At 69.6% G+C, this 12,490-nt stretch carries 10 protein-coding genes and 2 tRNA genes (1 of these 12 running past the window's edge); 7 read left to right on the top strand and 5 right to left on the bottom strand.

Going from position 1 to position 12,490, the window contains the following annotated elements:
- The 5 genes from G6G98_RS02615 to ssb form a co-directional block, all read right to left on the bottom strand.
- Positions 1-3,327, bottom strand: the 5' end (the start) of a protein-coding gene (locus G6G98_RS02615) for a hypothetical protein (protein WP_164233732.1). 25,497 nt of this gene lie to the left of the window's left edge; 3,327 of the gene's 28,824 nt are visible here — the first part of the coding sequence; it begins with the start codon at positions 3,325-3,327; its stop codon lies off the left edge, out of view.
- Positions 3,328-3,682: 355 nt separating this feature from the next.
- Positions 3,683-4,171, bottom strand: coding sequence for an acyl-CoA thioesterase (locus G6G98_RS02620; protein WP_164233731.1), 489 nt, complete (start codon positions 4,169-4,171; stop codon positions 3,683-3,685).
- A 7-nt stretch (positions 4,172-4,178) separates the two neighbouring features.
- Complete coding sequence (ettA, locus tag G6G98_RS02625) at positions 4,179-5,858, bottom strand: energy-dependent translational throttle protein EttA (RefSeq protein WP_067351729.1); 1,680 nt, start codon at positions 5,856-5,858, stop codon at positions 4,179-4,181.
- Between the two features lie 71 nt (positions 5,859-5,929).
- Positions 5,930-6,454 (bottom strand): DUF6993 domain-containing protein, encoded by a 525-nt coding sequence (locus G6G98_RS17040; RefSeq protein WP_208321411.1) that lies wholly within the window; start codon positions 6,452-6,454, stop codon positions 5,930-5,932.
- Between the two features lie 71 nt (positions 6,455-6,525).
- Positions 6,526-7,035, bottom strand: a complete 510-nt coding sequence (ssb, locus tag G6G98_RS02635) for a single-stranded DNA-binding protein (RefSeq protein ID WP_164233730.1) — start codon at positions 7,033-7,035, stop codon at positions 6,526-6,528.
- A 211-nt stretch (positions 7,036-7,246) separates the two neighbouring features.
- Between ssb and G6G98_RS02640 the strand changes: the two genes are divergently transcribed.
- The 7 genes from G6G98_RS02640 to G6G98_RS02670 all read left to right on the top strand — a co-directional run bounded on the left by G6G98_RS02640 (position 7,247) and on the right by G6G98_RS02670 (position 12,478).
- Entirely contained in the window at positions 7,247-7,516 is a 270-nt protein-coding gene (locus G6G98_RS02640) for a hypothetical protein (protein ID WP_084788272.1), read from the top strand.
- A gap of 531 nt (positions 7,517-8,047) precedes the next feature.
- Positions 8,048-8,123 (top strand) — tRNA-Arg (locus tag G6G98_RS02645).
- 52 nt (positions 8,124-8,175) lie between these two features.
- A complete protein-coding gene (orn, locus tag G6G98_RS02650; protein WP_067351717.1) occupies positions 8,176-8,802 on the top strand; it encodes an oligoribonuclease in 627 nt (208 codons plus the stop codon).
- A gap of 40 nt (positions 8,803-8,842) precedes the next feature.
- Positions 8,843-8,915, top strand: a tRNA-His gene (locus G6G98_RS02655).
- A 128-nt stretch (positions 8,916-9,043) separates the two neighbouring features.
- Positions 9,044-11,251, top strand: coding sequence for a heavy metal translocating P-type ATPase (locus G6G98_RS02660; RefSeq protein ID WP_432207058.1), 2,208 nt, complete (start codon positions 9,044-9,046; stop codon positions 11,249-11,251).
- Positions 11,252-11,287: 36 nt separating this feature from the next.
- Positions 11,288-11,917: a LysE family transporter gene (locus tag G6G98_RS02665; RefSeq protein WP_164233729.1), complete on the top strand. Its 630-nt coding sequence runs from the start codon at positions 11,288-11,290 to the stop codon at positions 11,915-11,917.
- A gap of 42 nt (positions 11,918-11,959) precedes the next feature.
- Entirely contained in the window at positions 11,960-12,478 is a 519-nt protein-coding gene (locus tag G6G98_RS02670) for an OsmC family protein (protein ID WP_164233728.1), read from the top strand.
- Positions 12,479-12,490: the final 12 nt, after the last annotated feature.

Below are 12,490 nucleotides of genomic sequence, written 5' to 3' on the forward strand. Positions count from 1 at the left end.
GAGGAACGAGGCGATGCCCGTGGTGGTGAGCGACTGCCCGGCGGCGAGCATCGCGAAGGTCGCGGAGCGGACGAGGTTGAAGGCGAGTGCCGCGGCGACGCTGACCGTGGTGCCGTCCTCGTTCTGCGCCTTCGGCGTGGTCGATCCGCCGCCCGCTCCCCCGGTCGTGCGCCCGGCCGCATTGCCGAGCTTGTCGTTCGACTTCGTGTTGGCGTCCTTGCCGGTGCTGTCCTTGCCGGTGCCGCCGGACTCCCCCGGGGCTCCTTCGGCACTCGCCTCCGCCTTCGTCAGGGTGGTCGAGGTGTTCTCCGCCGTGATCGTCACTGCTCCCTGGGCGGTGAGCCCGCGGTCGATCGTGGCGCTCGCCTCGTGGTCGGCCGAGGTCAGCGCGAACGCGATGGTGGCGGCGAGCGTGGATCCGGCGCCCGCTCCGGTCGCACCCGTCGCGGTGGTCGTCGCCTTGGCGCTCTGCACGGCGGTCGCGGTCACCGCGCCGGCGACGACCACGGCGGGACCCGCGAGGAGTGCGGCGACGGTCTTGACGTTGTGGATGGCGATGCTCGCGACGCCTGTGAGCGACGCCGTGCTGCCGCCGCCCGCGCCGCCGATGGTCTCGGTGGTCGCGTCGTCGATGCCGGTGGCGGTCGCCGTGAAGGCGGAGAGGGCGGTCGGCGAGGCGCCTGCGGCGAGGCCTGCCTCGACGGTGGTGCGGATGAGGCTGAGGGCGACGGAGGCGCCGGCCCCCACGGCGGTGCCGTTGGACCCGCGGCCGGACTGCTTGGCGGTCGCCTTCGCGGTGCTCCTGTGGCTGCCACGGGCCGTGGTGGTGACGGCACTGTCGCCGAAGGAGCCGGTGCCGCGCACCTGCGCGGAGGTGCGCGCGTCCTTCTTGACGAGGGCGAAGGATCCGGCGATGGATGCCGAGCCGCCGCTGTTCTTGCCGGACACGGCCGTGGCCGTGTAGCTGGAGTCGCCGGCCGAGGGTTCGGAGGCGGCGATGACGAGGCCGCCCGCGGCGTCGATGCTCGCATTCTGGACGTAGGCCTCGGTGAGGAGGTCCGCGACGATGATGCCGACGCCGATGCCGAGGCCGAGCCCGCTGCCACCTGCGGAGCCGGATCCGTCGGTCGTTCCGCCGTCGCCGTCGGAGATGACGGTGTTCTTCGCGCGAGCGGTGACCGACTGCGCCCCCGTGGTCACGACGCCGGCGCCGGTGATGTGCGCGCGGGTGTCATTGTCGAGCACGACGACCGCGATGGCTCCGGCGACATCGATCGCACCGTCGCTCGTGGAGGACTGGCCGTTGCCGCGACCCGAGCTGTTCGCGCCCTGGTTGTTCTGCGTGGCGCCGCCCTTGCCCGCCTTGGCCCGGGCGGTGACGGTGGAGACCTGGTCCGCGAGGATCGAGAGGGACGCCGCCGTCGAGCCGGTGATGTTCGTGGAGTCGATGCCGGCCTCGGTGTTCTGCTCCAGATACACCACGGCGACGCCGGCGCCGCTCGCTGCGTTGCTCGCGTCGCCGGTCGAGGTGAGGGTGGCGACGTTCGACGCAGCGAGTCCGAGGGCTCCCCCGATCGCGGCGCGGGCGGTGCCGGTGATCCGGCTCACCGCGTCGGACCAGACGGTGATCACGGCGACCGCCGCGTCGTACTCGTTCGCCGAGTTGCCCTGCTGCTTCGAGGCGTCGACCTGCGGGGTCGTGCTCGCCGTCACCGTGGAGGCGGCGGAGATGCTCGCCGCGCCGTCGACGTCGAGCACTGCGCTCTCCCGGACTGTCGCCGTCGCCGTGGAGAACACGATCGCTGCGTCGCCGTACTGCTTGACGAGGTCGAACGGTCCGACCACCGAGGTCGCGGTGGCGGTGAGATCGCCGCCGACGTCCAGGTGGGAGGTGCCGCGCACGTCCACAGCGGCCGCGGAGTTCACCAGCACGGCGTAAGCCGTCGCCGCCGACGCGTCGGGCACGACCGTGGCCGAGGCGGTCATCGTGACGTTCCCGGTGGTCGTGATCGTGCTGTCGTCTATGATCACCTCGGCCGTCGCGTCGTGGTCGAGGCAGCCGAGGATGCTGAAGTCGTCGAAGTCGGTGCAGTCGGCCACGTTGAGCGGCACGCCGTCGGTGTTGCTCTCGGCGGCCGTGAGGGTCACGGACCCTGCCGTGACCTGCGCGCCGTCGAGGAGGATCGATTCGAAGATGATCACGAGCGCGGCGTTCAGCAGGGCGATCACCCCGCTGACGACGATGCTGTCGTGGCCGTCCCCGCCCTCGATGCGCAGCATCTCGCCGTCGAGGTTCGGCGCGAGGAAGCTCACCTGCTCGAACGCATCGCCGCCGGTCGACCGGAGCAGCAGCCGACCGCTGTCGTCGGGGTCGAGCAGGAGCTCGGCCTGGTTGTCGCCGGAAGTCAGCGTCAGGGTCTTGTCCCCCGGCGAGTTGTCCACGACCGGTTCGATGTTCGTGTAGGTCACGACCGTGCCGCCGTATCGGAGGGTTCCGCTGGAGGCGTCGGCCGCCTGCGAGACGAATCCCCCCGCGCCCAGGGTGGCCAGCGAGTCGAAGCCGCCAGCGCCGTCGAACAGGATCGGGATGCCGGGATCGGTGCCGCCGAAGTCGATGGTCAGCGTGTCGTCCGCGCCGGTTCCGAAGATGCGGATCTCCGAGATCTCGGCGAGCGAACGGACGATGCCGTCGATGCTCACCGTGCCGTCGGCGTGGAACACCAGCCGCGAATGCGACGACGCCATCGTGAGTGTCCACGGCGCCGGGGCGGCGGATGCTTCCGCCGGGGAGTCGCCGGCGGAAGCGGGTTCCGACACGGCGGGAGCAGCTGCGGGATCCGTCACGGACTCCGGTTCCGGAGCGGCAGGTGCCGGCTCAGCGGGCGCGGTGTCGGCAGGCGCAGGGTCCGCAGGCGCAGGGTCCGCAGGTGCGGGGTCCGCGGGTGCAGGATCTGCCGGAGCCGGCTCGCTCGGGGTGGGTTCGGCCGGGGCCGGTTCGCTCGGCTCCGGCGCGGGTTCCGCCGGCGGTGTCGTCGGCTCGATGACCTCGAGCGGGCGGGAGCCGAGGGACGCGAGCTGGCCGACCACGGTCTCGGGCGCGGCATCCGCGCTGTCCGGTCCGATGGCGGAGCTGATGTGCACGACGATCCCCGGGTCCGCAGCGACGTCTGCGGCCGGCAGCGGCAGCGCCGCCGGTTGCGGCGAGGCCGGCTCGACGACCGGTGAGGCCGTGAAGATCGAGAGGGCGGAGGCCCGGGCGGAGTAGGGCGCACCGAACGGGATCGCCATGCTCACGGCGACGGCGATCGCCGTCGCAAACGTGATCATGCCGAACGCCGCGCTCGATGAACGCTTCGCTCCGACTTTCCGAACCATGACGCGCCTGTCGCTCGTAGGACGAACCTGACAACAACGCGCCGGTGCACACTCTCCCGCGTGGCGGTTCCCCCGAACCCCGGCGACAAACCCGTCCGGCCGTCCGGCGTCGCCCCCAGGGCTCCGTCCGTGGACCGAACGACGCAAAACTAGACCCGCGGTGACGGATTCGTCAATACGTTGCGGAGAATTCCCCTGCGGTGTGAATCCATGCCCTCATCGGCATGGTGATATCCGCGATTTGACGCGGATCTCCGGCCCGGGTGTCACGCACATTCTTCGGGGAGCATCCGCGCCGATGGGCGTGTCAGCGGCGATCGAAGGCGATCGGCTCGCCCGCATACGGTTCCCAGACCTCGCGCATCTCGGGCGTGAGCCGGGTCGGGCGGCCGGTCGCGGCGTCGACCAGGACGATCACCGCCGCAGATCGCGCGTACAGCGTCCGCCCGTCGCTCTCCGGGTGGTTGTAGACCTCGTAGCAGACCTCGAGGCTCGATCCGCCGAGCTTGCCGAACCACATCTGCACCTCGAGCGGGCGCCGCTGGTACGGCACGGGGGCGAGGTACTCGATCTCCTGGCGGGCGATGAGCGTGAGCACGCCCTGATCGATGCCCGAGTCGAGGACCGCGGTCGGCGGTGCCTCCTCCCCGGGGCCGGCACGCCAGAACGCGCGCACGCGCGCCTCCTCGAGCAGCTTGAGCATCGAGGTGTTGTTGACGTGATTGAACGCGTCCAGGTCGCCCCACCGCAGGTGGATGGGGATGTGGAGGCGCGGCCCCGGGTCGGCGACGGACATCTCGGGCTCAGTCGCGCGTGAGCTTGCGGTGCGTGGAGCGGTGCGGCTTCGCGGCATCCGGGCCGAGGCGCTCGATCTTGTTCTGCTCGTACGCCTCGAAGTTGCCCTCGAACCAGTACCACTGGTCGGGATTCTCGTCGGTGCCCTCGTAGGCGAGGATGTGCGTCGCGATGCGGTCGAGGAACCACCGGTCGTGGGTGATGACCACGGCGCAGCCGGGGAACTCGAGCAGCGCGTTCTCGAGCGAGCTGAGGGTCTCGACATCGAGGTCGTTGGTCGGCTCGTCGAGGAGGAGCAGGTTTCCTCCCTCCTTGAGCGTCAGCGCGAGGTTCAGACGGTTGCGCTCACCACCGGAGAGGACACCGGCCTTCTTCTGCTGATCCGGGCCCTTGAAGCCGAACTTCGACACGTAGGCGCGCGAGGGGATCTCGGTCTTGCCGACGGTGATGAAGTCGAGACCGTCGGAGACGACCTCCCACAGCGTCTTGTCGGGGTCGATGTTGGCGCGGGACTGGTCGACGTAGCTGATCTTGACCGTCTCGCCGATCTTCAGGTCACCGCCGTCGAGCGGCTCGAGCCCGACGATCGTCTTGAACAGCGTCGTCTTGCCGACGCCGTTCGGGCCGATCACGCCGACGATGCCGTTCGGCGGCAGGCTGAAGCTGAGACCGTCGATGAGCGAGCGCCCGTCGAAGCCCTTCTGCAGCTTCTTGGCCTCGATCACGACATTGCCCAGACGAGGACCGGCGGGGATCGTGATCTCCTCGAAGTCGAGCTTCCGGGTCCGCTCCGCCTCTGCGGCCATCTCCTCGTAGCGGGCGAGACGCGCCTTCGACTTGGTCTGGCGGCCCTTGGCGCTGGAGCGCACCCACTCCAGCTCCTCCTTGAGGCGCTTGGCGAGCTTCGCGTCCTTCTTGCCCTGGATGTCGAGGCGCTCCGCCTTCTTCTCCAGATAGGTCGAGTAGTTGCCCTCGTAGCCGATCAGCCGCCCGCGGTCGACCTCGGCGATCCACTCGGCCACGTGGTCGAGGAAGTACCGGTCGTGGGTGATCGCGATGACGGCGCCCTTGTACGCCTGCAGGTGCTGCTCGAGCCAGAGCACGCTCTCGGCGTCGAGGTGGTTGGTGGGCTCGTCGAGGAGCAGCAGGTCGGGCTTCTGCAGCAGCAGCTTCGCGAGAGCGACGCGACGCTTCTCACCACCGGAGAGCGGGCCGATCGCCGCGTCGCCGGGCGGCGTGCGCAGAGCGTCCATGGCCTGGTCGAGCTGGGAGTCGAGGTCCCACCCGTCGGCGGCGTCGATCTCCTCCTGCAGCGACCCCATCTCAGCGAGCAGCGCGTCGAAGTCGGCATCCGGGTCGGCCATCAGCGCGGAGATCTCGTTGAAGCGGTCGAGCTTCGCCTTGATGGCGATCCCGTCCTGGATGTTCTCCAGGACGGTCTTCGACTCGTCGAGCTCGGGTTCCTGCATGAGGATGCCGACGGTGTAGCCCGGGGACAGCTTCGCCTCGCCGTTGGACGGAGTGTCGAGGCCGGCCATGATCTTCAGGATCGTGGACTTTCCGGCGCCGTTGGGGCCGACCATGCCGATCTTCGCACCCGGGAGGAATGCCATCGTGACATCGTCCAGGATGAGCTTCTCGCCCACCGCCTTGCGCGCACGGACCATCGAGTAGATGTACTCAGCCACCGAAAAAGCTCCTTCTGTAGGCGTCGAGATCGACACTCCAGCCTACCGGCTCCCGGCTGAGCGACTTCTCCTCACCAGTCGATGGTGCGGGTGCTGCCGACGAGGCAGCGCCCTTTCGCGAGCTGCGGCATCACGGCGGTGACGGGTGCGCCCGTCGACGGGCCGACCTGACCGATCAGGCACTCCGTCTCCCCCCAGCGCACGGAGAACTGCAGGCTTTCCACCGGGTTGCCGACCGTCGTCGTGTCCGGGGTCACCTGCATGGCCGTCTTGTCGAAGCCCGCGGCCACGAGCGCGTCGATGTACGCACGGCCCGACGTGCGCTGATCCGAGTTCCAGACGGCGGAGGCGACCGAGGAGAAGAGCGGGAGGTTGTCCGCGGCGGAGCCGTCGGCGACGTACTCCGGCACCCCACCGGCCGGCCCATCGGTCATCGACGGCGACGGCGACGGCGAGGATGACGAGGGAGTCGGGATCGGCGAACCGGACGGGGCGCCGCCGTCCGTCGGCGCGCACGCCGCGAGCGCGAAGGCCAGCGCGGCAACCGCCGCGGCGAGGGCGGCGCGCGGAGCGGAGGAGGCCGGTCGTCGGAGCACGCACCGAGTCTATGTCCCGCCTCCTCCGCGTCCCGCTCTCATGCCCGGACGTCGCGTCTGTGCATCACGGGTCAGAACGGCACCGTCTCGGCCTGCTCCACCTCCTCGACGGCATCCGTCTGCACGGCCCACGAGGTGTCCAGGGGACGTTCGTCGACTGCGTCGGGCGCGGCGTCGACCTCGCCGCCACCGACGGCGGCACGCGCCTGCTCGGGGGCGCTCGCACGGGAGGCGCGGAGATAGGCGGTCGTCCCCCAGCGCAGGTCGTGCCCGATCGCATCGGCGTCGATGTCGACGCTGGTCCCGAGCTTCCCGCCCGCCTCCCAGTTGCGGATCCTCAGGCGGCCCGTGACGATCACGCTGTCGCCGGTGCGCAGCGACGCCTTGGCGTGCTCGCCGAGCTGGCGGAACGCCGCCACGGAGTACCAGTTGGTGCCGGCGTCCACCCACGCCTGGGTCGCGTTGTCGAACCGGCGGTGCGTGCTCGCCAGACGGAAGTTCGTCACCGGGATGCCTCCGGCGGTCTGACTCTGGACCGGATCTGTGGCCACCTTGCCGACGATCGTCAGCGTGTCGATCATGTTCGTCTCTTCTCTGTGTGCCGGGACGCTCGCCCGGATCGATCAAGGATGCGCTCCCGCCTGGAGTGCTCGACGCGCCGGAACCGGGGCATGGGAAGAGATCGTCCGCGGACAGCTTCTGTGCAGGAGAAGTCCTGGCCGCGACCGCGTGTTGGATGCAGGGCGCAATGTCGGAGGTCGCTCATATGTTCGAACCAGGAAGGAGATACCGATGTCCGACAGCCTGACCACGTCACTGCCCGAGGTTCCGTACGCGACTCCTCGGCTCTCATCCCCCCGCGAGCATCTGGTGCGCGCGGCCGATCACCTCTGGCGCGTGCAGGACCGCACCGGGCGCGTGCTCGGCCACCTTCGGATCGCTGCCGATCCGCTCGGCCTGCGCTATCGAGCCGAGCGCCTGCAGCTCGCCACGGGGACGTTCCGCCTCATCGGCGAGTTCTGGCGAGCCGACGATGCGGTGGCCGCGCTGCGCAACGGGTGACGCAACGATGCCGAGCACGGGAGAGCGGCTCAAGACGGCGCAGGCGTGGCATCGTCATCAGAACTTCATCCGCATGATCGCGCATCTGCAGGGGCATCCGTGCGTGGATTGCGGCGAGGGCGACCCTGTCGTCCTCGACTTCGATCACCTTCCCGGGGTCGAGAAACGGTTCGAGATCGCAAGAGCGGTCAACTCCTCGACCAGGGCCTGGCCGGCGATCCTTCGCGAGATCGGGAAATGCGAGGTCGTCTGTGCCAACTGCCACCGCCGACGGACTGCGGCGCGGGCCGGCCACCGCAGGCATCTGCTGAGTCAGGGTCTCCCCGTCGACGCGCCCGAGCACGTGGGCGGTCGAAGGCGGGTACCGCACGGAGGCGGTGCCAAGGGACGCCGCGGATGCCGTTGCGAAGCCTGCTTGGAACGAAGGAACGCGTATGCGCGTGAGTGGCGCGCGAGATCCAAAGCCGTCGCCCCCGACCCGGAAAGAACGAAGCGAGCCGACCTGAAGAATTGGGTAGGCTGAAGTTCTGACCCCCAGTAGCTCAGCGGATAGAGCATCGATCTTCTAAGTCGCCGGTCGCACGTTCGAATCGTGCCTGGGGGGCCACCTGCTTCCTGCCGCCGAAAGGCGATGTCGAGGCCGCCGATAGGATGGCCGCATGGTATCTGCGTCCGAGAACGATCGACTCGTCTGGATCGACTGCGAGATGACCGGCCTCGACCTCGCCGTCGACGAGCTGGTCGAGATCGCGGTGGTCATCACCGACTTCGAGCTCAACCCGATCGATCCCGGATTCCAGGTCGTGATCCGTCCGAGCGCCGCGGCACTCGAGAACATGAACGACTTCGTCGCGAAGATGCACGAGACCTCCGGTCTGATCACGGAGATCCCCGACGGCGTGTCCCTGGAGGAGGCCGAAGCTCAGACGCTCGCCTACATCCGCCGCTTCGTGCCGCTGGAGCGCAAGGCTCCGCTCGCCGGGAACACGATCGGCACGGACCGGATGTTCCTCGCCAAGTACATGCCCCAGGTCGACCAGTGGCTGCACTACCGCAACGTCGACGTCTCGAGCATCAAGGAACTGGCCCGCCGCTGGTACCCCCGCGTGTTCTTCCACGCGCCTCTCAAGGACGGCGGCCACCGCGCCCTGGCCGACATCCTGGAGTCGATCCGCGAGCTCCGCTACTACCGCCAGGCGGTGTTCGTCGACGAGCCGGGACCCTCCAGCGACGAGGCCCGGGACATCGCCGCCCGCACCGTGTCGGAGTTTGCCCCAAACGTGTAATACAATCGTGGGGTTGCCTGTTTCGGCGGGCACATACATGGTGGGTATAGCTCAGTTGGTAGAGCGCCTGGTTGTGGTCCAGGAGGTCGCGGGTTCAAGCCCCGTTACTCACCCGGATGAAGGGCCCGAGTCGGAAGACTCGGGCCCTTCTGCATTCTCCGCACAATTGCCTGCGCACTCCGGGAATACCCCACCGGGGTATTAGGTTGGTCCCAGTGAATCCACGAAGGGACCCGTCATCATGAGCACGAACCCTGAAGCGGCATCGACCGCTCACGCCGGCGGCGACGCGTCGGCACAGCATCATGCACATGCTGGACACGACCGGCAGGCCGTCGACACGCCCGACCTGCACGCCGGTCACCAGATGCACGCCACGCACGACGGCCACGCCGGTCACGAGATGCACGCCACACACGACGGCCATACCGCTCACCGCGACCACGCAGACCACTCCGGGCACGCAGACCACTCCGGCCACGGTGACCACTCCGGGCACACCGAGCGCTTCCGCCGGCTGTTCTGGATCATGCTCGTCCTCGCAGTCCCGGTCGTGGCCGCATCGCCGATGTTCGCGATGATCCTCGGGTACGAGGTGCCCGCCTGGGCGGGCTGGGTCGCGCCGGTTCTCGGCACCGTCATGTACGTCTGGGGTGGCGCGCCGTTCCTCACCGGGGCGGTGAGCGAGTTGCGTGCGCGCAAGCCCGGGATGATGCTCCTCATCGGCCTCGCGATCACGGTCGCCTTCCTCGCCTCCTGGGGGGCCAGCCTCGGGATGCTGCACCACGAGCTCGAGTTCTGGTGGGAGCTCGCGCTGCTGATCGTCATCATGCTGCTCGGCCATTGGCTGGAGATGCGGTCCCTCGCCCGGACGACGTCCGCGCTCGACTCCCTGGCCGCGCTCCTGCCCGACGAAGCCGAGCGCCTCGACGGCGACGACGTCGTGACCGTGTCCCCCGCAGACCTGCGCCTCGGCGATGTGGTCGTGATCCGCCCGGGCGGGCGCCTCCCGGCCGACGGGATCGTCGTGCAGGGAAGCGCGAGCATCGACGAGTCGATGATCACGGGCGAATCGAAGCCGGTGCGCCGCGAGGCGGGCGATCACGTCGTCGCCGGCACCGTGGCGACGGACTCCGGCCTCCGTGTCGAGATCACCGCCGTGGGCGCGGACACCGCGCTCGCCGGCATCCAGAAGCTCGTGGCGGATGCCCAGGCCTCGTCCTCCCGCGCCCAGCGGATCGCCGACCGCGCCGCCGCCTGGCTCTTCTGGTTCGCCCTCGGCGCCGCCGTCATCACGGCGATCATCTGGTCGCTCGTCGGGATGCCGGATGAAGGCGTGATCCGGACGATCACCGTCCTCGTCATCGCCTGCCCCCATGCCCTCGGGCTGGCGATCCCGCTCGTCGTCTCGATCGCGACGGAGAAGGCCGCACGCGCCGGGGTCCTCGTCAAGGATCGGCTGGCTCTCGAGACGATGCGCACGGTCGACGCCGTGCTCTTCGACAAGACGGGCACGCTGACCAAGGGCGCACCTGCTGTGACCGCCGTGGAACCGGCGAGCGGGTTCACCGCCGAGGACGTCCTCCGGCTCGCCGCCGCCGCAGAGCACGACTCCGAGCATCCGCTCGCGAAGGCGATCGTGAACGCGGCAGCCGAAGACGAGCTCGACGTCCTCTCTGCGACGGACTTCACCTCCTCCCCCGCTGTGGGCGTCAGCGCCACGGTCGGCGGGCGGACGGTGCAGGTCGGCGGCCCGCACCTGCTCGCCGAGGCGGGAGCCGTCGAGCTCCCGGTCGCCGATGCCTGGCGCGCCGAGGGTGCGATCATCCTGCACGTCCTCGTGGACGGCGTCGTGGCCGGCGCCCTGCGCCTCGCCGACGAGATCAGGCCGGAGTCCACCGAGGCGGTCCGTGCGCTGCATGCGCGCGGCATCCAGGTCGTGATGATCACCGGAGATGCACAGGCCGTCGCGGAGCACGTCGCCGCAGAGCTCGGCATCGACCGGGTGTTCGCCGGGGTTCGCCCCGAGGACAAGGCCTCCAAGGTGAGGGAGCTGCAGGCGGAGGGCCGGAAGGTCGCGATGGTCGGCGACGGCGTCAACGACGCCCCGGCGCTGGCTCAGGCCGACGTCGGTCTCGCGATCGGCGCCGGAACCGACGTCGCCATCGCCTCCGCGGGAGTGATCCTCGCCGGCGACGACCCGAGGACGGTCCTCTCCGTGATCGCACTGTCGCACGCCAGCTACCGGAAGATGACGCAGAACCTGTGGTGGGCCGCGGGATACAACCTGATCTCGGTCCCGCTCGCGGCGGGCGTGCTCGCCCCGTTCGGGTTCGTGCTGCCGATGTCGGTCGGAGCGGTCCTGATGTCCCTGTCGACGATCGTCGTGGCGCTGAACGCGCAGCTGCTGCGCCGGATCGACCTGCGGCCGGAGAGCGTCACCGGCTGACCGCGGACGGTGCGGGGCGAGCCCTAGAATTGCGAGGTGTCGCTCGCTGTCTGGTTCTCGCTCCTCACCGCCTGCGTCGTCATCAGCTTCACGCCCGGCGCCGGGGCCATCAACACGATGTCGAACGCGCTGACGCAGGGATGGCGCCGATCGATCTGGGGCATCGCCGGCCAGCAGCTCGCCCTCATCGTCCACGTCGTCATCGTGGCGGCCGGGGTCGGTCTGATCGTCTCCCGCTCCGAACTCCTGTTCAACGTCATCCGCTATGCCGGCGCCGCGTACCTCGTGTATCTCGGCATCCGGCTGATCCTCGCGAAGCCGAACCTCGCCGGCGACGATCTGGAGGGTGCGGACGACACCCGCGAGAGCCACTGGTCGATGATCCGGCGCGGCTTCTGGGTCAACCTGCTCAACCCGAAGGCGATCGTCTTCTTCCTGGCCTTCATCCCGCAGTTCATCCGGCTCGATCAGCCTCAGCTCCCGCAGTACCTCACCCTCGTCCTGACCGTCATCGTCGTCGACGTGCTCGTGATGTGGGGGTTCTTCGCTGCGGCTGCACGCCCGTTCCGCCGCCTCACCCGATCCGTCCGCGGTCAGCGCACGCTCAACACGGTCTTCGGCGTCCTCTTCATCGCCGTGGCCGGTCTCCTCGTTCTCCTGCACTGAGCGCCCATGGCGCGCCGCCGATCCCGGTGGGATCATCGGGACATGGACCGCGCCGAGCTCCGAGCACTCCAGGCCCCGCTGCGAGAGCGCTACGCGGCCGATCCTCGTTCCGCGATCGTGCCGCTGTCCGCCGAGGGCGACTGGCGCGACGACGGGATCACGACGACCGTCGAGAGCTGGGCGGGCCCGATCCGCGCGGGACTCCACCCGGCCACCGGCGGCACCGGCGCCGACGCGTGCTCAGCCGACCTGCTGCTGCAGGCCGTGCTCGCCTGCGCCGGCGTCACTCTCCGCAGCGTCGCCACGGCGATGGACCTCGACATCCGCGGCGCCCGGCTCACCGCACGTGGCAGTTTCGATGTGCGGGGCACGCTCGGCGTCGAGCGTTCGGCGCCTGTGGGTGTGTCGGCGATCGAGGTGCTCGCGGAAGTCGACGGCGATCTCGACGACGCCTCCCTCGCACGTCTCGGCGCTTCCGCCGAGCGCTACTGCGTCGTCGGTCAGAGCCTGCGCGAACCTGTGCGCATCACTGTCCGCCGCGCCGCTCCCGTCGTCGGATGATCCTCCGCACGC

Source organism: Microbacterium hydrocarbonoxydans, assembly GCF_011752045.1.
GTDB lineage: Bacteria > Actinomycetota > Actinomycetes > Actinomycetales > Microbacteriaceae > Microbacterium.